This window comes from Sphingomonas sp., assembly GCF_050725575.1.
GTDB lineage: Bacteria > Pseudomonadota > Alphaproteobacteria > Sphingomonadales > Sphingomonadaceae > Sphingomonas.
In genome coordinates this window covers 1-21,254 of sequence record NZ_JBOHHW010000059.1, presented here as the reverse complement: position 1 = coordinate 21,254, position 21,254 = coordinate 1, and the positions used below count along the sequence as shown (strand labels likewise).

Sequence of the window (21,254 nt, the reverse complement as noted above, 5' to 3'; positions counted from 1 at the left end):
GCCCCCGCTTTCCGAGCCGCCATCATGGTATCAAAGCGGATAGCAGCTCGGACGCCCTCACGCCTCCATCAGCGATCAGCCCCCGACGGGCGGTCGCTGCAGACCGAGATTCTCGCGGAGTGTGGCCCCCTCGAAATCCTTGCGGAACAGACCACGGCGACGCAGCTCAGGGACGACTAGGCGGACGAAATCATCATAGGCGCCCGGCGCATGGCTGGCGGCAAGGACGAAACCGTCACAGGCGGTGCCAAACCATTCCTCCATCTGATCCGCGATCTGCTTGGGCGATCCCATGAAGACCGGGAACTCGTCGAGCGTGCCGCGACGCGTGAACTCGACGAAATCGCGCGGCGTAGGATTGGCGCGGCCGCTCAGCGCCACAACCCGGTCGCGGAATGCCTGGATTCCGGAAATGCCGTCCATCTCCTCGGTGGTGAAGGCCTCGTCATAGCCCTTTTTCGCAAAGTCGAAATTGAGCACTTCGGACAAGAGCACCAGCCCATCGATCGGCTTGACGAGATTATCGATGACCGCGCGGCGATCCTCGGCCTGGGTCTGGGTCTCGCCGACAACGGTGTAGATCGCTGGCGCGATCTTGACCGAATCCCGGCCGCGCCCGGTCGCCTCCAGCACATCCTTGAATTCGGCATAGGATTTCTGGCCGACCTTCAGATTGGGATAGATCACAAAGACCAGATCACCCCATTTCGCAGCAAAGCTGCGGCCGCGGCCGCTCTGTCCGGCCTGGATCAGGATCGGCTCGCCCTGAGCCGAACGCGGCACGGTGAAAGGCCCGCGCGACTTGAACCATTCGCCCTGATGATCGAGCCGGCGGACGCGCTCGGGATCGGCGAACATGCCTTGCTTGTCGAGGATCAGCGCATCGTCGTCCCAGCTGCGCCAATGACCGCGCACGATTTCGAGAAATTCCTCGGCACGGTCGTAGCGAAGGTCATGCTCGAGCACGAGATCGCGACCGAAATTGACCGCCTCCGAGCTGTTGAGCGACGTCACCACATTCCAGGCCGCCCGGCCCTTGGTGAGCTGATCGAGCGTCTGGAAAGTGCGCGCGACATGGAACGGCTCATAATAGGTGGTCGAATAAGTGACCCCGACGCCGAGCCGCTCAGTCGCATTGGCAAGCGTCAGCGCGCACAGCATCGGATCGAGTTTAACCGCACGGATTCCCTCGCGGATCGTCATCTTGAAATCATCGGCATAGACATCGGGGATCGCGAGGCGATCGTCGAAAAAAGCGAGATGGAACTTGCCCTCCTCAAGGGTCCGGCCGATCCGCTGATAATATTCGGGCGACATGAAGTCAGCCGCAGCCGCCGGATGCCGCCACGAGGCGGGAAAATTCGTGCAATTCTGCGCTTGCAGGAAGGCGATCAGCGTCATCTGACGGTCGGTGGTCATCATGGTTCTCCTATTCGGTCCTGCAGCGTCAGATCACGCCGCGATGCTTGAGGTCAGTCAGGGCGTCTGTGGTGAGGCCGAGCAATTCGCCGAGAATCTCGACATTGGCGCTGCCAAGCGCAGGGCCCGCGGAGTGAAGTTCGGGTGGCGTGCGGGACATATGCGGCAAAGGGCCCGGGACGGTCAGCGGGCCGATACGGGGATCCATGATTGTGCGCAGGTTGCCGCGTGCCGCATATTGCGCATTCTCAAAAATGTCCGCGATGCTCAGCAATTTGGAAACCGGGGCTTCATTCGCTTCGCATGCCTTGAGCACCTCCACAGCATCGAGGCTCCCGACCCATGCGGCCACCAGTGCGTTGACTTCCGAACGATGATCGTCGCGCGCCTTTGGCCGCGCATAGCGTGGGTCCTGAGCAAGTTCCGGCCTTCCCATCGCTTTGGTCAACCGCTCCCACATGCGGTCGTTGGAACAGGCCAGGGCAACCCAGGCACCGTCGCGCGTCTCGTAATGGCTGTGCGGCACGATATTGACGGTATCCGGCCCCATCCGCTCGCGTTGATAGCCGGATCGGGCAAAGGCCGGCGCAAGCTCGTCGAGCACGCGGAAAATCGATTCATACAGGCCGATGTCGATCGACTGTCCTTCGCCGGTCTGCTCCGCATGGCGAAGGGCGATGAGCACCCCGACCGCACCGAACAAACCTGACATATAGTCGGCGAGCGAAGTCGAGCCGGGTACGACCGGTGGGCGGCCGGGTTCGCCCGACAGATAGGCCAGGCCACTGAACGCATGCGCGATGCGCGCGAAGCCCGGCTTGTCCCGCATCGGGCCCGTCTGGCCATAGGCGCTGACCCGCAGCATCACGAGCGTCGGGTTGATCGCGGCGAGCGCGTCATAGCCCAGACCCCATTTCTCCAATGTGCCGGGCCGGAAATTCTCCAGCACGACGTCGGAGCGAGCGACGAGCTTGCGGAACAGGTCGGCGCCCTCGGGCGTGCGCAGATCGAGCGTCACCGATTTCTTGTTGCGCGCCTCGCTGAGCCAGACGAGCGTATCGCCCGCCTCGGTCATGGTGCCGAAGCGACGCAATGAATCCCCCTCGCCGGGCTGCTCGATCTTGATCACCTCGGCACCGAATTCGCCCAGAATCGTGCCGCAGAACGGCGCTGCGACAAAGGTCGCGATATCGAGCACGCGGATGCCGGCAAGCGGGCCGGCCATCAGTGCACCTCCAGGCCGGCGACACGCGCGCGCCGCAGGATCTTGTCCGACAGGAGCACATGGGCGCGGTCGATCAGCACGCCCTCAAGTCCGATCGCGCCCTTTCCCTCGCCGGCGGCGGCATCCATCTTCGCGGCAATGTCGCGCGCCCAGGCAATCTGGCCGGCGCTGGGCGTGAAAACCTCATTGGCGATCTCAACCTGGCTTGGATGGATCGCCCATTTTCCTTCAAAGCCGAGTGCCCGGGCGCGCGTCGCACTGGCACGATAGCCGTCAGGGTCACCATAGTTGGTGAAGGGACCGTCGATCGGCCTCAGGCCATAGGCGCGGCAGGCATTGGCGATCCGCGCCAGTGCGAAATGCCATTGATCGTTCCAGTGATGCTCGGGCGGCTTGCCCTCCGCGCGCGCCAGCACGGCATAATCACCGTTCGACGCGCCGAACACGGTATCGAAATTCTCCAGCTCGATCGAATAGTCACCAACCCCGAAGATGATCCCTTCGAGACGGGGTGACGACGCAGCGATCGCCTCGACATTGGCAAGGCCTTTGGTGGTTTCGATCAATATCTCGATCCCGAGCGGCCGGGCGCGCGGCGTTTCCAGCTCCAGGCCGGTCAGCAACCGGTCGAGAAAGATCACGTCACCCGCGGTCTCCACCTTGGGCAACAGGATCATGTCGAGCCGCGGACAGGCCGCGACAGCGAGGATGTCCGAAATAGCCCAAGGTGTGGTCAGGCCGTTGACACGGACCGAGGCGGTCTTGCTGCCCCAGTCGACCTCGCCGAGCGCCTTGACCGCTGCTGCCCGCGCCTCGATCCGGCGATTGGGCGCGACCGCGTCCTCCAGATCGAGGAAGAGCGAGTCGGTCGGCCCCCTTGCCGCCTTTTCGAAAAACTTCTCCGAGGTCGCCGGCACCGCCAGCTCGGACCGCTGCAACCGGAAGCCCGATACACCTTCCGCAATGGCAACCATGTCGCATCCTCCTGAAATCAGGTGCGATGCATCGGCCGCCGCGGCGCGTCGGGAAATAGCGAACTGGATCGTTATCTATCGATGTTTTCGATGCATTCGATCAGCAATCGGCAGCTACCTTGCCGGGCCTGTTTCCCGGAGTCGAAAGTCATCAAATGGACCAGCAAGACACACCGCTCATCGTCGCGATCGGCGGAACCCAGCGCCTTCACTCGTCAAGCGCGTCGGCGCTGCGCTTCTGCCTGGCAGTGGCCGAGCGACTGAATGTCAGAACGCGGCTTTTCTGCGGATCGGACATCCTGCTCCCCGTCTATGACCCGGCGGACCCAGAGCGCAGCCCTGAAGCCAGCGCGCTGGTGGCGGCGCTGCGCGAAGCGGACGGCGTGATCCTCGCTTCTCCCGGCTACCATGGCGGCGTGTCGGGCCTGGTCAAGAATGCGATCGATTATATCGAGGACATGTCGCGTGACGACCAACCCTATCTGAGCGGCCGCGCGGTTGGCTGCATCGCCGCAGCCGCCGGCTGGCAGGCGGGCGGTGCGGTTCTGTCCGGCCTGCGCGCCAGCGTGCATGCACTGCGCGGCTGGCCGACGCCGCTCGGTGTCCAGCTCAACACGGCGGAGCCACTGTTCGATGCCGAGGGCGGGTGCCTGAATGATGCCGCGGCCGGACAATTGGTCGAGCTGACCCGGCAGATCATCGAGTTCGCCGATATGCGCCGGCGACGTGCCGCCGCATGACCGGTTCAACGCTGCCCGGTCGTGTGATTGATCAGGACGGTCTTGAGCTGGCTATATTCGATCAATCCCTCGACACCCTTTTCGCGGCCATAGCCTGAGCGTTTATAGCCGCCGAACGGCAACTCCACGCCACCGCCCGCACCGTAGCTGTTCACATAGACCTGCGCCGACCGCAGCTTCGGGATCAACCGGTGAGCGCGTGAAATGTCCTGCGTCCAGACCGCCGAGATCATACCATAGTCAGTGCTGTTGGCGAGCCGGACAGCGTCGTCCTCGTCGCGGAACGAAGCGGCGGCGAGTACCGGACCGAACACTTCCTCACGCCAGATCGTCGCATCGGCAAGCACGTCGGCGAACAGCGTTGGACGGAAGAAAAAGCCATCCGCCAGATCGCCCGTAATCACGTCGCTGCCGCCTGTGACGAGGCGCGCCTCGCGACCGGCGGCATCGACCAGGGCGGCCACCCGGTCGCGCTGCTTTTGGGAAATCAGCGGCCCGATCGCAGGATCGTCGAGTCCGCAGCCAAGCCTGAGCCCCTCGAACGCCTCACCGATCTGTTCGATCAGCCGCTCATAAAGACTCGCATGCACCAGCAGCCGCGACCCCGCCGAGCAGGTCTGCCCGGCATTCTGGATGATCGCGTTGACGATCGCCGGGAAGGCCGCATCAAGGTCTGCATCGGGGAACACGATGTTGGGCGACTTGCCGCCAAGCTCCAGCGTGACGGGCACGATATTGTTCGCAGCCTCCCGCGCGATGAGCGTGCCGATCGGGCGCGATCCGGTGAAAGCAAGATGGTCAATTCCGGGATGCGCGCTGAGCGCTGCTCCAGCCTCGATGCCAAAGCCGGGCACGACATTGAGCACACCGGCGGGAAAGCCCGCATCAAGCGCCAGTTCGGCAAGGCGGATCGCGGTCAGCGGTGCCTCCTCAGCGGGCTTGAGGACGCAGCAATTGCCCGCAGCCAGCGCCGGGGCAAGCGTGCGCGAGGCGATCTGAATAGGATAGTTCCAGGGCGTGATATGCGCTGTGACACCGAATGGCTCGCGCACTGAATAGGCAAAGGCGCCGCTGCGTACTGGGATGGTATCCCCGCGCAAGGTTTCGACCACGCTTGCATAAAAGGAGAAATAGCGAGCCGCGACTTTCACGTCGGCGCGCGCCTGAGCGAGCGGCTTGCCCGCATCCTGGCTCTCCAGTCGCGCCAATGGCTCGCTGTCTGCCAGAATTGCTGCCGATAGTGCGCGCAGCAGCGTCGCGCGATCGGCAGCTTCCGACACACGCCACCCGGCCTCGGATGCCTCGCGTGCCGCCGCGACCGCTGCATCGACCTCGCCTGCACCGCATCGCGCCGCCTGCGCAAACGCCTTGCCGGTGGCCGGATCGATCACATCGAACCAGGCGCCCGACTCGACTCGGCGTCCGCCGATCACTGCCGCATAGCGTTGCTGCTCCATCCCCGTCTCTCCCAACGCTCCGCCAATAAGGCATGAGCTTCACTCTATGCAAAAATTCAGCGACTTTCCTGTTTGGAAGGCGCAGAAACGCTCAGTCGCGCAGCCTCTCTTTAATACAATGAATGATGAGCCATCAATCATTTTCTTGACGCACGCGGGCTGCTCTGCAACTATGAGGCAAGCTTGCGAATGGAAGCAGGCAGACGGCGGAATGGCGAACTTGTCAGATGCGCCAGGGAGAGGAACTCAAGTTGAAATCGTCCTTGCCACTCTATCGCCATGCGATCGACTGGGCTGCTTTCGAGCAGGAATTCCCGCCGCCCGACATTTATGCGAACACGGTTTTCACTTGGTCGCGTGATCAGCTTCGCGATCTGCAGGACCGGCGTTTCCGCGACATCATTGAGCTCGCCTGGACCAATCGCTTCTACAGCGAGCGCTGGCAGGCGGCCGGCCTGACTCCGGCAGATATCCGGTCGCTGGACGATATTGTGAAGCTACCCAGCTTCACCACCGACGACATCAAGGACGACCAGACCCGCCACCCGCCATTTGGACATATCAGCGGCATCGATGTGAAGCGGGAGTTGCTGCACAATCCGATCAAGGTGCAGACCAGTAGCGGCACGACCGGCAAACCGCGCCCTTCCCTGCTCGGCGCGCGCGACTGGGAGCTGATTGGCCTGCAGACCGCGCGGACCCTCTATATCCAGGGCGCGCGGCCCGGCGACGTGCTTCAGATCCCGGCAACCAACGCCCTCGCCCAATTCGGCTGGGTCTTTTACAAGGCTGCGCACGACTATCTGGGCATCATGCCGATCACGACCGGTTCGGGCGTGGTCACCCCGGGTGCCAAGCAGATGCAGATCGCGTTCGACTATGGCACCACGATCATCGCCAGCTTTCCCGAATATCTGACGACGCTGGCGCGAACCGCGCGCGAGGAGCTGGGCCGCGATGTCCGCGACCTCGGCCTCAATTTCCTGCCGACTTTCCTCGGGCCGGACACCGAGGGCGCATTGCGCGCCGAGCTCGAGCGCCTCTGGGGCTGCCCGGTCTATGACAATTACGGCACCAACGAAATCTCGATCGCCGCGTTCGAGGGCCCCGACAAGGACGGCCTCTATTTGATGGAGGATCTGGTCTATCTGGAGGTGCTCGATACCGAGACCGGCCAGCCGGTCGCCGATGGCGAGACAGGCAATCTCGTCGCGACATGCCTCTCGCGCCGTATCCCGCCGATCATCCGCCTCAACATGCGCGACGTCAGCCGCATCCTGCCGTGCGGGACGAGCGCGCTCGGCAGCAATTTCCGGCGCATGGATCATTTCCTCGGCCGCAGCGACGACATGGCCAAGGTCCGCGGCGTCAATATCTATCCCGCCGCCTGTCTGAGCGCGGTCCGCAGCGACGACCGCACCACCGGCGAATGGATGTGCCTGGTCGACCGCGCGACGGTCGACGGGGTGATCCGCGATGACATGGTCGTACAGATCGAGATACGGCCTGATGCGTCGGGGCTGGACGGACTGGAGATGGCGCTCGCTGGGCGCCTCAAACAGGATCTCGGCTTGAAGGTTCGAGTGGAACTCGTCGCCCAAGGTGCGCTGAGCGAGGTCACCAATATCGGCAAGGAAGGTAAGGCGCGGCGACTGATCGACCGGCGCTTTGCGAAATGAGCGGGCGATGAACGTCAAATCCCTCTATGATCTTAGCGGGCGCATCGCGATTGTCACCGGCGCGTCGCGCGGGCTCGGCTACGGAATCGCCGAGGCGCTGGGCGAGCTTGGCGCAGGCGTAGCACTGGTTGCCCGCAAGCCCGCTGAACTTGAACACGCACGCGACACATTGCGCGCTGCAGGCATCGAGGCCGAGGCTTTTCCTGCCGACATCTCCCGACAAGACGGCATCGCGCCACTGGTCGATGCGATCTTTGCGCACTTCGGGCGCATCGACATTCTGGTCAACAATGCGGCGGCGAGCTGGGGCGAGCCGGCGGAAAGCCATAGCATCGATGGCTGGCGCAAGGTGATGAACGTCAATGTCGAGGCGGTCTTCCTGCTGACTCAGGAAGTCGGCCGCCGCGCCTTCATCCCACAGGGCAGCGGCAGGATCGTCAACGTCGCATCGATCGGCGGCCTGCGCGGCAATCGCCCCGAGCAGGAGGCCTATACGCTGGCCTACAACACCAGCAAGGGCGCGGTGGTGAACTTCACGCGCGCGCTCGCGACGGAATGGGGGCGCTACGGGATCGCGGTCAACGCACTCTGCCCGGGTTTCTTTCACTCCAAACTCGCCGCCGGCCTGCTCGATCGCATCGGCGATCAGATCACTGCCGCGACGCCGCTGCGCCGGCTGGCCGAGGCCGAAGACTTCAAGGGGGCCGCTGCGTTCCTTTGCTCCGATGCGTCGCGCCACATGACGGGGCAGATGCTCGTGATCGATGGCGGGTTCAGCGCATGTTGACCCCCTTCCCACCCTTTTCCACAGCAAGCGAGCAGGCACGCCGTGACTGACAATCTTTGCTTCAAGAACATCCGCATCGAGCGCGCCGAACGGCGCGCCACTATCCAGCTCAACCGCCCGGAGAAGCGCAATCCGCTCGACTGGGACACGGTACGCGAATTGCGGGACGCCGTTATCGCGCTTGAGGCGGAGCCCGGGCTGATGGCAGTGGTCGTCACCGGCAGCGGCGATGCCTTCTCGGCCGGCGGCGACCTGGAGAAATACCTCACCCTGTTCCGCAGCGCGCCCGATTTTCGCGGGTTCATGGAAGATTTTTACCAGCTCTTTCGGGCGATCGAGCGGTCCAGCGCTGTCTATATTGCCGCGATCAACGGTGTGTGCGTCGCCGGCGGGCTCGAACTGCTGCTGGCCTGTGATATCGTCATCGCCACCGAGAATGCGCGGATCGGCGACGGCCATCTGAATTTCGGGCAGCTCCCAGGCGCAGGCAGCTCGATCCGCCTCTGGCGGTCGATCGGCGCACACCGCGCCAAGCATCTGATGTTCACCGGCGATCTGCTGACAGCACGGGCCTGCGAACGGATCGGCTTGGTCAACGAAGTCCATCCCGGTGAAGACTTCGATGCCGCGATCGAAACGCTGGTCGGCAAGATCCTCGCCAAGAGTCCCGTCGGGCTCAGTGGTGCCAAGCATTTGCTCAACACAGCGATCCGGGAGGACCTGGAGAGCGGGCTGCGCGCCGAGATCGAGTTCGTTCAGAATTACGCCACCACCGAACGCGATCCGATCGAGGGCCTGATGGCCTTCAAGGAGAAGCGCAAGCCGAACTTCGGCCCCCAGAAATAACGGAAGACAGACCATGTGGACCCTGAAGGACAAATACGCGATCGCCGGTATCGGCTATACCGATTTTACCAAGAATTCAGGCCGCACCGTGCGGGCGCTGGCATCGGAAGCCTGTCTTGCCGCAGTCAATGACGCCGGTCTCGACCTTAGCGAGATCGACGGCTTTTGCAGCTTCAACATGGGCGATTCCGCGCCGGGGATCGCGGTCGCCACAGAGCTCGGCATCCCCGATGTGCAATGGGCGGTCGACCTCTATGCCGGCGGCAATGCGGCAAACCTGATCGTGTCGAACGCGGCGGCCGCGATCGAGGCTGGCATGGCGACGAACGTGCTGTGCTTCCGGGCAATGAACGGCCGGTCGGGCTTCCGCTTCGGCGGCGGCGAGCAAGCGCTGACGGCGGCCGGTCCAAGCCAATATTCCGCGCCGTTCGGGCTGATGACCTATGCTCAGATGATGGCCATGTGGTGCCAGCGCTATCGCAGCAAATATGGCCTGACGCCGGAGCAGCTCGGCACGATCGCAACCACATTCCGCGACAATGCGACGCGTAATCCGCGCGCCATGATGCGCACGCCCTTATCGATGGACGATTACCTCGCCTCGCGCATGATCGTCGAGCCGTTCCGGATGTACGACATCTGCATCGAAAGCGACGGCGCTTGCGCGGTGCTGGTGACCTCGGCGGAACGCGCGCGCGACCTGAAACAGAAGCCGGTCTATATCACGTCGGCGGTCTATGGCGGCGGACCCAATCAGGGCGATGATCTGTCCGACCTGTTGCGTTGGCCCGATCACTCGCACAATGCCTTCAAATATCTCGCCGACGATCTCTGGGGCGCGGCCGGCATCGCCCCGAAGGATCTCGACTTCGCCCAGATCTATGACTGTTTCACCTATAGCGTTCTGATGGCGCTCGAAGGCCTTGGTTTCTGCAAGGAGGGCGAAGGCGGCGACTGGGTGCAGGGCGGGCGTATCGCGCGGGGCGGCGAGATGCCGCTCAATACCAATGGCGGCCTGCTCTCCGAGGCGTATATCCACGGGTTCAACCATGTCATCGAAGCCGTGCAACAGCTGCGCGGAGATGCGGGTGATCGCCAGGTCCCGGGCGCCAAAATCGGCCTGACCACCGCGGGTGCGATGACCTGCGGCGGTGCCCTCATCCTCAGGAACTGAACCATGCTCGATCGTCCCATCCCCGTGCCCGACGCGGATTCTGAACCCTTTTGGCGCGGCTGCGCCGAGGGACGCCTGATGCTGCAGCATTGCGGCGACCATTATCAGTTCCCGCCCTCACGCTTTTGCACCACCAACCCGAACGTGCAGCCCGAATGGGCCGAGGTCTCCGGCCGCGGCACGGTCTATAGCTGGATTGTCGTGCATGTCGGCATTCCGCGGAACATCTATGGCAGCCAAGTGCCCTATGTGACCGCGCTGATCGCGCTCGACGCAGGCCCACGCATCTGCGCCAACCTGGTCGATATCGACCCGGGCGCGGTCCGCGCCGGCATGCCGGTCGAGATATTCTTCGACAAGGTCGCCGACGGCAGCGTCACTCTGCCCTTCTTCCGGCCAGCCGCCGCATGAGCGCCGCCGAACTGACCAAGGTCCGCATCGGCAACGAAATCGATGCCGGTGCGCTCTCGGCCTATCTCGAGGCGCATCTCGATGGCTATGCGGGCCCGCTCTCGATCCAGCAATTCGCTGGCGGCCAGTCCAACCCGACCTTCCTGCTGGAAACACCCGGGCGCAACTATGTGCTGCGCAAAAAGCCCGGCGGCACGCTGTTGCCCGGCGCTCATGCCATCGAGCGCGAATTCTACATCCTGGCAGCGCTCGGGAACACGGATGTGCCGGTACCGGAGGCGTTGCTGTTGTGCGAGGATCCGGCAATCCTCGGCACGCCCTTCTATCTGATGGAGCATGTCGTCGGCCGGGTGGCTCGCCACGCCTCGCTCCCGGACAGCGACCCGGCCGACCGTACGGCAATCTATGATGCCATGAACGCCACCGCGGCTGTGTTGCACGGTATCGACTGGTCCGCCGCAGGCCTTTCGGGCTTTGGAAAGCATGGGGACTATATCGCACGCCAGATCCGGCTCTGGTCACGTCAATATGAGGCGTCAAAAACCCATGACATCCCGGAGATGGATCGGCTGATCGCCTGGTTGCCGGAAAACATTCCGACCGGAGACGAGACGACCATCGCGCATGGCGACTTCCGGCTCGAGAATCTTGTCCTCCATCCGACCGACAACCGGGTGATCGCGATCCTCGACTGGGAGCTGGCGACGCTCGGCCATCCATTGTCGGACATCGCATTCAACTGCATGGTCTATCACGTCGCGCCCGATTTCCCCGGCCTGCGCGGCATTGCCGGGCTCGACCTGACAGCACTCGGCATCCCCAGCGAGCAAGAATATCTCGCCGCCTATTGTCGCCGCACCGGCCGCGAGCGGATCGACGCATGGGACTTTTATCTCGCCTTTGCGATGTTCCGATCCGCCGCCATTCTTCAGGGCGTTTATGCGCGCGCGCTGCAGAACAACGCCGCCAACCCCGACGCATTGACCGTTGGCCAGGCCGCCGGCCCCCTCGCCCGCATCGCCTGGCGACAGGTCGAACCCCGGACGCGCGGCTAAATCACAGGATTCGATGGCATGTATTTTGACTATAGCAACAAAACCAAGTCGATGATGAGTGATGTCTCATCATTCATGGATGAACATGTCTTTTCCGGCGAACGCATCTTTGCCGAGCAGCATGCCGCACAGGAAGATCCATGGGACATCCCGCCCATCCTCGAAGAATTGAAGAGCAAGGCCAAGGCTGCGGGCCTGTGGAACCTGTTCCTCGCCCACAGCAAGAACGGCCCCGGGCTGACCAATCTGGAATATGCCCCGCTCTGCGAATTGATGGGCCGATCCTGGATCGGCCCCGAGGTCTTCAACTGTGCCGCCCCCGACACCGGCAATATGGAAACCCTGGATTTGTTCGGCAACGCAGAACAAAGAGAGCGCTGGCTCACCCCCTTGCTCGAAGGCAGTATCCGCTCTGCCTTTGCGATGACCGAGCCGGCCGTGGCATCATCGGACGCCACGAACATTGCGACCAGCATCGTTCGCGATGGCAGGGACTATGTGGTCAACGGCCGCAAATGGTGGTCGTCGGGCGCTGGAGACAAGCGCTGCGAGCTTCTGATCGTCATGGGCAAGACCGACCCATCCGCCCACCGGCATCTGCAGCAGTCCATGATCCTGATTCCGCGCGACACGCCCGGGGTGACGATCGTCAGGCCATTGCCTGTCTTCGGTTATGATCACGCACCATTCGGTCATTGGGAAGTCTCGTTCGACAATGTCCGCGTACCGATGTCGAACATCCTGCTCGGCGAGGGCCGGGGGTTCGAAATTGCGCAGGGCCGGCTCGGGCCGGGGCGCATCCACCACGCGATGCGCGCGATCGGCTATGCCGAACGCGCACTCGATTCAATGATCGCCAGGGTCAAACAACGTATCGCCTTTGGCAAGCCGCTCGCCGAGCGCGGATCGATCCGCGAGAATATCGCTTGGTCGCGCATCGAGATCGAGCAGGCTCGCCTGCTCGTGCTCAAAGCGGCGCATATGATGGATACGGTCGGCAACAAGGCCGCCCGGTCCGAGATCGCGATGATCAAGGTGATCGCGCCGCACATGGCCCAGCGCGTTTTCGATCGCGCGATCCAGGCGCATGGCGGTGCTGGGGTCAGTGACGATTTCGGGCTGGCGCATCAATGGTCGATGAGCCGCTCGATGCGCATTTTCGATGGTCCCGACGAGGTTCATCTCGAAGCCATTGCACGGCTGGAACTCGCGCGCGAAACGGCATTGTGGAGCGCCTGACAATCGCGCCTTGGACACATGCGCATCTGCGCCAAATTACCGTATCGGGAATAGGGGAACCCCAATGAACTTCCTGGAATCAGATGAGATTCGTGAGCTGCGCCAGAGCCTGTCGCGCTTCGTCGAGCGCCACATGCCACGCGAGGCGGCAACCGATTGGGACAAGCGCAATTACTTTCCGCGTGATGTTTTCAAGAAGCTTGCAGAACTCGGCGTGATGGGCCTGACCATCCCCGAGGAATATGGCGGGCTCGGCCAGAATATTCTAGCTGCGATGATCACGATCGAGGAGCTTTCCAAACGCAGCCTGGCCGTCTCAGTGCCCTATATCATGGCGGCTTGTTATGCCGGCATGAATATCGTCGAATGCGGCACCGAAGAGCAGAAGCGGACCCTGCTGCCCCGGATCGTCGAAGGTGACTTGCTGTTCGCCTATGGCTGGAGCGAGCCGGATGTCGGCGCCGATGTCGCCAGCATCAAGACCAAGGGCGAGCGCCGCGGCGACATGCTCGTGATCAATGGCGAGAAGCGTTTTTGCTCAGGCGCGGCGATCTGCGACTATATCTTCACCCTGGTTCGCACCGGCGATGCCCAAGACCGCTACAACAATATCTCGATCGTCCTGATCCCGCCGGACACCAAGGGCGTCACGATCACGCCGATCGACGCGATGGGCATGAAGGGTGCGGCCACGACCGATGTGATCTTCGACGACGTCGAGGTACCGGTTACCAATCTGTTCGGCGGCGAACAGGCTTGGAACCGGGGTTGGAGCATCATCACCGGCAGCGGTCTGAACGTCGAGAAGATCGAGGTTGCCGCAATCGCGGTCGGCGTTGCCCAGGCCGCGCTCGATGATGCCTGGGCCTATGCACATCAGCGCAGTCAGTTCGGCAAGACGATCGCCAATTTCCAGTCGATCAAGCACAAGCTGGCCGACATGGCGACGCAAGTGCAGGCGGCGCGGCTGATGCTCTATCAGGCGGCCTGGACCGCCGACCAGCATCTGCCCTGCACCAAGGAGACATCGATGGCGAAGCTGTTCGCAACCGAAGTCGCCAAGACCGTGGCGCTTGAATGCCAGACTATTTTCGGCGCCTATGGCTATGTCAAAGGCTTCGACGTCGAACGCTATGTCCGAGATGCCTTGCTGCTGCCGATCATCGGCGGGTCATCGGCCATCCAGCGGAACAACATCTTCAAGCAACTCGCGGCCTGACCTTTCACCGATGCTGCGGAGGAGTACGGTTCAATGAGAGGAAAAGGTAAGTAAATGACCGATGAGTCATTTCTCATATTTGGACTTGTCTAGATGGGCGATGATGCAATATCCGGGGGATCGATGGCAAAGACTGAAATCAAATCCAAGCCGGGCATCAAGCAATCGGGCGATATCAAGGTAGCGCCGCTGCCGGTACGCTTGAAGCCGAAGCCCAAGCGACCTCCACGTGAAGAGCGGGCACTCCTGTTGCGAGAGCGCATCCTCAATGCCGCCGTCGAAGTGGTCGGCGAGCATGGCTATCAGAACGCATCGGTCGGGCGGATCGCGATTACCGCGGACATCGCTCAGGGCACGATCTATTTGTACTTCGAGACCAGGCAGCATCTATTCGATGAGTTGCTGCCGCATGCCGGCCAGCACATGATGGCTTATATCGGCGAACGCCTCCACGGCGCGAAGACCTTCATCGAAGTCGAAGAGCGGGGCATTCGCGCCTTTTTCGACTATCTTAGTGAACATCCGGGCTTTTACCGGCTGCTCAACGAGGCAGAATTTGCCGCGCCACTGGGCCATCGCAAGCATTTCGAGCAGCTGGTTGATCATTATGTCGCATCGATGAAGCGCAGCAGCCAACAGGGCAGGATTAGCGAGTTCGATGACGACGATATGCGAGCGATCGCTTATACGATGATGGCAGCGCGCAGCTATTTCTATCTCGGCTACGTCAAATATGGCGAATATCAAACGCCACCCGAATATGTGATCGAAACCTATATGAAGCTCGTTCGGACCAGCCTGGAATAAGGCACCAGGTACGGCACCCTCCGGCCGGGCGGAGAGCGCCGCTATTTACACTTGCCCCAGTCCGCCATCGACCGCGATCACGCCGCCGGTAAGGTAGGACGCATCATCCGACGCGAGAAACAATACCGCCTTTGCCACTTCTTCGGGCTTGCCCCAGCGGCCGAGCGGCACCAGCGATTCGATATAGGCATTCACTTCCGGAATGTCGGTCGCTTCCCTGGTCATCGGCGTCTGGATTGGCCCCGGGCTGACGGCGTTGACGCGTATCTTCTTGGCCTTGACATCGTCATCGGCAGCAAAGGTGCGCGCCATGCTCCGCACTGCGGCCTTGGTCGCACCATACAGCGCATCGCCCGGTTGCCCGCGCTCGGCGATCACCGAGCTGGTAAAAATCGCTGAAGCCCCGTCGGAGAAATAGGGCATCGCCCGGGTGAAGCAAAAAAACACACCCTTGATGTTCACGCCCACGATCGCGTCGAATGAGGCTTCGTCCGTTTCGAACAAGGGCGGGCAATGCGAGACACCGGCATTGGCGAAAAGGATGTCGATCCGGCCATAGGCGGCACTCACCTGCGCCAGTGCCAGTTCGACCTCAGCTGGCCGTGCCACGTCAACCGCAACGGTCAGCGCGTTGTCGTTGAATTCGGCTCGTACCGCTTCCAGCGCGGCAGGGTTGCGATCGAAAATGGCAACCGTCGCGCCTTCTGCCTGGAACAGCCGTGCGGTGGCCAGTCCGATGCCGCTCGCGCCGCCGGTCACGACCGCGATTTTGCCTGATAGCTTACCCATGGTCGATGATCCTCATTGTGGTTTAATTGATCGGTGAGGCCGCGGCCAAACGCGATCAGGCATAGGCCCGGCGAAGCTCTTGGGTGACGAGATCCAGCGCTTCGAGCGCTTGGGGCTTCGGACCGTTATAGGTAAAGCCGTGGTCAGCCTCGGGATATTCCCGTTCGATCACCTCCACGCCCGCTGCCAGCAGTCGCTTCGCAAAGGCACGGGAATCAGTCACGATCAGGTCGTGCGCGCCTGAGATGACGACCGCGCGCGGCACGCCGGTGAGGTCCGCCGCCATCAATGGCGAAGCGAGCTCGTTTGCGCGATCCGCGGCATTGGGCAGATAGAGGTGCATGAAGAAGTTCATAAGGTGGGGGCCGAGAGCCTGATTGACGCCAGGCATCACATTCTTGCTGGCCAGAGGCTGCGACCAGTCGAAGCAACCAAAGATCAGGATCTGCGCCTGGATGCGGAGGTCGGACAGATTCCGCGCCAGCATGCACACCGATGCGGCGATGGCGGCACCCGCGCTTGAACCGCCGATCGTGAGACGCGAGGGATCGATGGCAAGCGCGTCGGAAGACGCGGCAACCCATTTCGTCACTTCGAAGCTTTGCATCACTGCTGCTGGAAAGACATGCTCTGGTGCCAGCACATAATCGACATTGATAACAACGCAGCGCGCAAGATTGGCGAAGTGGCGGCAGTAAACATCATCCTGCTCGGGATAACCGATGATGAATCCGCCCCCATGGAAATTGATGTGCACCGGAAGCTGTGCACCGTCTGAATCGACCGGACGATAGATTGTGAGCTTCGCTGCACCATGCGGTGTATCAATGCTGCGCCGGCTGATCAGTGCCGGCTGCACCGCGATGCCGAGCGACTTGTTCACGCCCGCGAAGAATGGAATCAGCGCTCGGAACAACACCAGCTGGATGCGTCCTGCAACCGTGATGCGCGACACGCCTCCCCGCTCCGTCCAGCCGGTGCGGGTGAGCATCACCCCGATCAGAACAATCAGGCCCACGGCGATCAGGCCGCCAATTATCCATTGGGTCATCACAGTCTCCTGCTCTCCGCGTCTGCCGCGGCTTGAAAAGCCCCGATATCCGGCGTTGCCGATGCTCTATCGCACCACAATCAAGAAAAGGGAAGTTACTTTCTTATTGCACTAACATTCCTTATGCTCTAGCCGAACCTGTGATGGTCGAAGATGCGGTTGGAGCCGCAATTCGGGCGAAAAACATGCAAAAGGAGCGGGAAATGGGAAGAGTCGACGGCAAGATTTGCCTGGTGACCGGCGCGGCGATGGGTCTGGGCAAGGCCGAGGCCGAAGCCCTCGCCGCTGAAGGCGGCACCGTCATTCTGTGCGATATCGACGAAAGCGCCGGCCAAGCAGCAGCCACTGCAATCGGTCACGGCGCCGTCTTCATGCGCCTCGACGTGTGCGACGAGCAGCAATGGCAGGACGTGATTGCCCGGATTCTCGCCCGATTCGGCAAGCTCGATGTGCTCGTCAACAACGCCGGCGTCATTGACATGGCGGATATCGAGGCCTGCACATTGGAGAGCTGGCGCCGGATCAACGCGGTGAGTGTCGAGGGCACGTTCCTCGGTGTGAAGCATGCGCTGCCGGCGATGCGACAGTCCGGTGGCGGCTCGATCATCAACACATCTTCGAGCGCCGCATTGCAGGGTGTTCCCCCTGTACCCGCCTATAGCGCAGCCAAGGCCGCCGTCGCAGCAATGACCCGGACCATTGCGGTGCACTGCATGCAGAAGGGAGACGCGATCCGCTGCAATGTCATCCATCCCCACAATGTCGACACGCCGATGATGCGCGCCATGTTCGAACAGTTCCTTGCCGACGTCCCGCTCGATCAGCGACCTGAGCTCGAGGGTGCGCCCTCGACATCGGTCGCGAAGACCGTCCTGTTTCTCGCCTCCGACGAGTCGAGCGATCTCAACGGCACCTCGATCAATCTCGACCGCGGCGCAATCTGCGTTCCCGCGGGCTGACGACAGAGATTCCCCGGGGCGGGCATCCGCCACCGGGGAAACCGCCGGCTCCACGCCCGATTTCGGGCACTTGGCGACTCGCACCTCGATATTTCAGGTTTGATCCCAGGGCGTGGGCGCGCTTTGCCCATGGGTGATTGCCTGCTAAAGGTAACTCGCTTCCCTTTTCGATTGACAACCAGTCGAACCAAGCTCACCTTTTGCATTATGAGCAGCGGCTCATGATTCATTGTTGACAAAAAGATCAACAAGATGGGCGCTGCGGGTAGAGGAGAGAGGCCGATGACGGCAGCATGCGGAAACCCGGCATACCGGTTGTACCTGATTGCGCCCACGCATCGATGAAGCATCCGGTCGCGCAAGCGGCCCGAAGGCGCCCTGAGCGCAGTCACCAGATCAAAAAAAAGAAACCACTCAGTGGGGGAGAGGAAATTATGAAAATCCATAGAAAGAGCTTCGTCACCGCATTGCTGCTCGGCAGCGCCTTTGCCGGCGCCCAGCCTGTTTTTGCGGAAGATGCCCCAAAGGATAGCGCAAAGAGCGCTGACCAGACCAAGGCGGACGATATGACGGCGGACATCATCGTCACCGCCAACAAGATACCCGAAAAACTCCGTGACATTCCGATGTCCCTGAGCGCGATCACCGAGCAGACGCTCTCGCGGCAATCGGCCCAGAGCTTCCAAGATTATTTTCCGACGGTCCCGGGCCTGCAGGGCACGTCCGCCACGCCCGGCCAGACGCGCGTCATCCTTCGCGGTATCAATAGCGGGGGTCTGAGCGCGTCCACGGGGATCTATATCGACGAAACGCCCTATGGCTCGAGCAGCAACCTCGCCAATGGCGCGCTGACCAGCCCAGACCTTGATCCATTCGACATGCAGCGTGTTGAGGTGCTGCGCGGGCCGCAGGGCACGCTCTACGGCGCAAGCACATTAGGCGGTCTTGTCAAGTTCGTGACCAATGCGCCGGAGCTCGGCACCTTCGGCGCACGCGGGGAGGTCACCGGCGTGACCGTCGCACACGGCGACAGCGGCGGCAGTGTCAAGGGAATGATCAATGTCCCGCTCGGCGACAAGGTGGCGCTGCGCGTCGTTGCCTATCATCGGTACGATCCCGGCTATGTCGATGATGTCCTGCGCGGCAAAAAGAACAACGACTCGGTCAAGACGACCGGTGGCCGGGCGACGCTATTGTTCCAGCCGACCGATACGCTTTCGTTCAAGATCAGTGCGATCCTCCAGAACCGGAATCTGGCATCATCGTCGGACGTCGATCTGGTCATGGATGGCCCGACCCACATCGCCGAACCATTCCAGCTCACTTATGGCCCCTATGGCCAGGGACGACAGCTCGACGAATATCTGAAGGATCAGACCCGGGTCTATAACGGCACGGTCAACTGGGATTTTGGTGGCGCCAGCCTGATGTCGTCAACGAGCTACGCGACCACTCATATCCTGTCCGCCTATGACGAAAGCGGTACACCACTCGGCGACGGCTCGTATTTCGACAATATCCTGAACGTGAAGAAGTTCACTCAGGAAGTGCGGCTCTCCTCGTCCGGAAAACCGACATTGGAGTGGATCGTCGGCGGTTTCTACACCCATGAAAAGGGCGACTCAGTCGCGAAGATCCTGCTGCAGCCGGGCTATTTCGGTACGACCAACTTCGCGCCCACGACGGGCAGCTATCAATTGCTCTCGACCTATCGCGAAGTCGCGTTTTTCGCCAATGCGACCTATCACCTGACCCCGACATTCGACATCGCGCTTGGCGGACGCTGGTCACACAACAGCCAGACCGGAGACGGCGCGACCGATACGGTCACCGACCTGAGCCTGTTACCGCCCGAATTCTGGCCTCCTGGCACCAGCGCCACCGGGCAGTTCCCATTGTTCAACGAATATATGGGCAAGACCAGCGAAAGTGTCTTCACCTATTCGGTCGCGCCGCGGTGGCATGTCACACCGGACACGATGCTCTATGCCCGGGTCGCCAAGGGCTACCGGCCGGGTGGGCCCAATATCCAGCAGCCCGACGCCCCCTTCCCTGCCTTCACCAAGGCGGACTCGCTGATCAATTATGAGCTTGGTGTGAAGACCAGTCTCTTCGACAACAGCGTCTCGCTCGATCTCGCGGCCTTCTACATCGACTGGACCAACATCCAGTTGCTCGAATATTCCGGCCAGTTCTCGGCGACCGTGAATGGCGGCAAGGCCCGGAGCAAGGGCGTCGAGTGGAACATCGAATGGCGCCCTATGACCGGCCTGCGGCTTGGTACCAACGGCGCCTATAATGAAGCCTATCTGACCACGGACGCACCGGCAGCCGGTGGCCTGAAGGGATCGCCGCTCGCCTTTGTGCCGAAATGGCAGACATCGACCTCAGCCGATTATTCGATCGACGTCTCGGCCAAAGCCAAGGCCTATGTCGGCGCGACATGGAATTATGTCGGCGCCCGGTTCGGCAGCCTGAGCCCGACGGTGCAGCAAGTTCGCGTGCCCGGCTATCACACGGTCGATCTGCGCGCAGGCCTCGATTTCGGCCGTTGGTCGCTTCAACTCTTCGCCAAGAATGTCGCGGACAGCCGGGGGATCAACACCGTCATTCATAATTTCTCGGCGGCGTCCGGAGGGATGGGCGACGATGGTGGCTATTCACTGATCCGGACGAGGCCCCGCACGCTCGGGGTCACGCTGGCGGTCGATATGTAGGGTTCCCTATCCACGACCCTCCTCATGGCTGCGGCGTTCTCCAGACGCCGCAGCCATTGCTTTTTCCAAGCGGCGCAAGCGCACGCCACTTGACAATCGCGCACGCAATTGTCACATCACGATAAAGATACAGTCAATGTAGTTTTATCTTTACTAACCTAAGGAGCCGAAAATGCCCGATCGTACACAGGTGCTCAAGCTGCCCTATTCGACGATGGACCTGAAACCCGTCCCGCGCGAGGAGGTCGAGGCTTATCTGGAGGCCTTTATGAAGGTGGCCGACCCGCTCCAATCTGACGGCGAGAACGACAAGACCGATCGAATGGATTGGGATGCGTGGCGCGCCCTTCGCCAGGACGATTATTTCATCCAGTGGAATATCCATCAGAGCGGCTTCCGGATCAGCCGCGAGGAATATCTTGAGCGCTGGAAATGGACCCCGCGCACCGGCCGCGGCTGGGAAACGATGGATGCCAAGGTCCATATCATCGAGACCGGCTTCATCGTTGAGGCGATCCTGCGCTCGACCCACAAGGACGAGAAGGGCGAGCATATCGTCCTGAACCTGTGCGAGACCTATCATATCCAGGACGGCAAGGCGGTCTGCTCCAACGAGTATATCGATCCAACCGACCTGCGCCGCACCGAAAGCGACATTCCCGGCGGCTGGTAAGACGAGGGGCCGCGGCGCTCGCCAGAGCCGCCG

The 21,254-nt window shown here is 61.8% G+C and carries 19 protein-coding genes; 13 read left to right on the top strand and 6 right to left on the bottom strand.

The window, feature by feature from the left end:
• Positions 1–75 precede the first annotated feature (75 nt).
• From ACRECS_RS24400 to ACRECS_RS24390, 3 genes are read right to left on the bottom strand one after another with little or no spacing between them, the layout of a single operon-like run.
• Positions 76–1,419 carry an LLM class flavin-dependent oxidoreductase gene (locus tag ACRECS_RS24400; protein WP_431585568.1) on the bottom strand — a complete coding sequence of 448 codons (1,344 nt, stop codon included), beginning with the start codon at positions 1,417–1,419 and terminating at the stop codon, positions 76–78.
• 28 nt (positions 1,420–1,447) lie between these two features.
• Positions 1,448–2,644 carry a CaiB/BaiF CoA transferase family protein gene (locus tag ACRECS_RS24395; RefSeq protein WP_431585567.1) on the bottom strand — a complete coding sequence of 399 codons (1,197 nt, stop codon included), beginning with the start codon at positions 2,642–2,644 and terminating at the stop codon, positions 1,448–1,450.
• Positions 2,644–3,618: an HpcH/HpaI aldolase/citrate lyase family protein gene (locus tag ACRECS_RS24390; RefSeq protein ID WP_431585566.1), complete on the bottom strand. Its 975-nt coding sequence runs from the start codon at positions 3,616–3,618 to the stop codon at positions 2,644–2,646. The genes ACRECS_RS24395 and ACRECS_RS24390 overlap by 1 nt, the downstream gene beginning before the upstream one ends.
• A 155-nt stretch (positions 3,619–3,773) precedes the next feature.
• Here ACRECS_RS24390 and ACRECS_RS24385 point away from each other — a divergent pair, with 155 nt between their 5' ends.
• Complete coding sequence (locus ACRECS_RS24385) at positions 3,774–4,358, top strand: NADPH-dependent FMN reductase (protein ID WP_431585565.1); 585 nt, start codon at positions 3,774–3,776, stop codon at positions 4,356–4,358.
• Positions 4,359–4,363: 5 nt separating this feature from the next.
• Here ACRECS_RS24385 and ACRECS_RS24380 read toward each other — a convergent pair whose 3' ends face one another.
• Entirely contained in the window at positions 4,364–5,815 is a 1,452-nt protein-coding gene (locus ACRECS_RS24380) for an aldehyde dehydrogenase family protein (protein ID WP_431585564.1), read from the bottom strand.
• Between the two features lie 251 nt (positions 5,816–6,066).
• Here ACRECS_RS24380 and ACRECS_RS24375 point away from each other — a divergent pair, with 251 nt between their 5' ends.
• From ACRECS_RS24375 to ACRECS_RS24335, 9 genes are all read left to right on the top strand, one after another.
• Positions 6,067–7,494 (top strand): phenylacetate--CoA ligase family protein, encoded by a 1,428-nt coding sequence (locus tag ACRECS_RS24375; protein ID WP_431585563.1) that lies wholly within the window; start codon positions 6,067–6,069, stop codon positions 7,492–7,494.
• Between the two features lie 7 nt (positions 7,495–7,501).
• Positions 7,502–8,281 carry an SDR family oxidoreductase gene (locus ACRECS_RS24370; protein WP_431585562.1) on the top strand — a complete coding sequence of 260 codons (780 nt, stop codon included), beginning with the start codon at positions 7,502–7,504 and terminating at the stop codon, positions 8,279–8,281.
• A gap of 42 nt (positions 8,282–8,323) precedes the next feature.
• Entirely contained in the window at positions 8,324–9,127 is an 804-nt protein-coding gene (locus ACRECS_RS24365; RefSeq protein ID WP_431585561.1) for an enoyl-CoA hydratase/isomerase family protein, read from the top strand.
• Positions 9,128–9,140: 13 nt separating this feature from the next.
• Positions 9,141–10,301, top strand: coding sequence for a thiolase C-terminal domain-containing protein (locus tag ACRECS_RS24360; RefSeq protein ID WP_431585560.1), 1,161 nt, complete (start codon positions 9,141–9,143; stop codon positions 10,299–10,301).
• A 3-nt stretch (positions 10,302–10,304) separates the two neighbouring features.
• Complete coding sequence (locus ACRECS_RS24355) at positions 10,305–10,712, top strand: Zn-ribbon domain-containing OB-fold protein (RefSeq protein WP_431585559.1); 408 nt, start codon at positions 10,305–10,307, stop codon at positions 10,710–10,712.
• The gene (locus tag ACRECS_RS24350; protein ID WP_431585558.1) at positions 10,709–11,767 is read left to right on the top strand and encodes a phosphotransferase; all 1,059 of its coding nucleotides are present in this window, start codon (positions 10,709–10,711) and stop codon (positions 11,765–11,767) included. The genes ACRECS_RS24355 and ACRECS_RS24350 overlap by 4 nt, the downstream gene beginning before the upstream one ends.
• An 18-nt stretch (positions 11,768–11,785) precedes the next feature.
• Positions 11,786–13,006, top strand: coding sequence for an acyl-CoA dehydrogenase family protein (locus ACRECS_RS24345; protein ID WP_431585557.1), 1,221 nt, complete (start codon positions 11,786–11,788; stop codon positions 13,004–13,006).
• Between the two features lie 64 nt (positions 13,007–13,070).
• Positions 13,071–14,225, top strand: a complete 1,155-nt coding sequence (locus tag ACRECS_RS24340; RefSeq protein WP_431585556.1) for an acyl-CoA dehydrogenase family protein — start codon at positions 13,071–13,073, stop codon at positions 14,223–14,225.
• 123 nt (positions 14,226–14,348) lie between these two features.
• Positions 14,349–15,032, top strand: a complete 684-nt coding sequence (locus ACRECS_RS24335; RefSeq protein WP_431585555.1) for a TetR/AcrR family transcriptional regulator — start codon at positions 14,349–14,351, stop codon at positions 15,030–15,032.
• A gap of 45 nt (positions 15,033–15,077) precedes the next feature.
• On the opposite strand, the gene ACRECS_RS24330 is transcribed toward ACRECS_RS24335, so the two are convergent.
• Positions 15,078–15,821, bottom strand: a complete 744-nt coding sequence (locus ACRECS_RS24330) for an SDR family NAD(P)-dependent oxidoreductase (RefSeq protein WP_431585554.1) — start codon at positions 15,819–15,821, stop codon at positions 15,078–15,080.
• Positions 15,822–15,876: 55 nt separating this feature from the next.
• Positions 15,877–16,872 (bottom strand): alpha/beta hydrolase, encoded by a 996-nt coding sequence (locus ACRECS_RS24325; protein WP_431585553.1) that lies wholly within the window; start codon positions 16,870–16,872, stop codon positions 15,877–15,879.
• A 203-nt stretch (positions 16,873–17,075) separates the two neighbouring features.
• Here ACRECS_RS24325 and ACRECS_RS24320 point away from each other — a divergent pair, with 203 nt between their 5' ends.
• The 3 genes from ACRECS_RS24320 (at position 17,076) to ACRECS_RS24310 (ending at position 21,221) form a co-directional block, all read left to right on the top strand.
• Positions 17,076–17,831: an SDR family oxidoreductase gene (locus tag ACRECS_RS24320; protein ID WP_431585552.1), complete on the top strand. Its 756-nt coding sequence runs from the start codon at positions 17,076–17,078 to the stop codon at positions 17,829–17,831.
• 434 nt (positions 17,832–18,265) lie between these two features.
• Positions 18,266–20,548 carry a TonB-dependent receptor gene (locus ACRECS_RS24315; protein WP_431585551.1) on the top strand — a complete coding sequence of 761 codons (2,283 nt, stop codon included), beginning with the start codon at positions 18,266–18,268 and terminating at the stop codon, positions 20,546–20,548.
• A 172-nt stretch (positions 20,549–20,720) separates the two neighbouring features.
• Entirely contained in the window at positions 20,721–21,221 is a 501-nt protein-coding gene (locus tag ACRECS_RS24310) for a hypothetical protein (RefSeq protein WP_431585550.1), read from the top strand.
• Positions 21,222–21,254: the final 33 nt, after the last annotated feature.

Coding starts and splice junctions, on each gene's coding strand:
- ACRECS_RS24400 (WP_431585568.1), bottom strand. CDS start 1,419: ATGACCACCGACCGTCAGATGACGCTGATCGCCTTCCTGCAAGCGCAG.
- ACRECS_RS24395 (WP_431585567.1), bottom strand. CDS start 2,644: ATGGCCGGCCCGCTTGCCGGCATCCGCGTGCTCGATATCGCGACCTTT.
- ACRECS_RS24390 (WP_431585566.1), bottom strand. CDS start 3,618: ATGGTTGCCATTGCGGAAGGTGTATCGGGCTTCCGGTTGCAGCGGTCC.
- ACRECS_RS24385 (WP_431585565.1), top strand. CDS start 3,774: ATGGACCAGCAAGACACACCGCTCATCGTCGCGATCGGCGGAACCCAG.
- ACRECS_RS24380 (WP_431585564.1), bottom strand. CDS start 5,815: ATGGAGCAGCAACGCTATGCGGCAGTGATCGGCGGACGCCGAGTCGAG.
- ACRECS_RS24370 (WP_431585562.1), top strand. CDS start 7,502: ATGAACGTCAAATCCCTCTATGATCTTAGCGGGCGCATCGCGATTGTC.
- ACRECS_RS24360 (WP_431585560.1), top strand. CDS start 9,141: ATGTGGACCCTGAAGGACAAATACGCGATCGCCGGTATCGGCTATACC.
- ACRECS_RS24355 (WP_431585559.1), top strand. CDS start 10,305: ATGCTCGATCGTCCCATCCCCGTGCCCGACGCGGATTCTGAACCCTTT.
- ACRECS_RS24350 (WP_431585558.1), top strand. CDS start 10,709: ATGAGCGCCGCCGAACTGACCAAGGTCCGCATCGGCAACGAAATCGAT.
- ACRECS_RS24345 (WP_431585557.1), top strand. CDS start 11,786: ATGTATTTTGACTATAGCAACAAAACCAAGTCGATGATGAGTGATGTC.
- ACRECS_RS24340 (WP_431585556.1), top strand. CDS start 13,071: ATGAACTTCCTGGAATCAGATGAGATTCGTGAGCTGCGCCAGAGCCTG.
- ACRECS_RS24335 (WP_431585555.1), top strand. CDS start 14,349: ATGGCAAAGACTGAAATCAAATCCAAGCCGGGCATCAAGCAATCGGGC.
- ACRECS_RS24330 (WP_431585554.1), bottom strand. CDS start 15,821: ATGGGTAAGCTATCAGGCAAAATCGCGGTCGTGACCGGCGGCGCGAGC.
- ACRECS_RS24325 (WP_431585553.1), bottom strand. CDS start 16,872: ATGACCCAATGGATAATTGGCGGCCTGATCGCCGTGGGCCTGATTGTT.
- ACRECS_RS24320 (WP_431585552.1), top strand. CDS start 17,076: ATGGGAAGAGTCGACGGCAAGATTTGCCTGGTGACCGGCGCGGCGATG.
- ACRECS_RS24315 (WP_431585551.1), top strand. CDS start 18,266: ATGAAAATCCATAGAAAGAGCTTCGTCACCGCATTGCTGCTCGGCAGC.
- ACRECS_RS24310 (WP_431585550.1), top strand. CDS start 20,721: ATGCCCGATCGTACACAGGTGCTCAAGCTGCCCTATTCGACGATGGAC.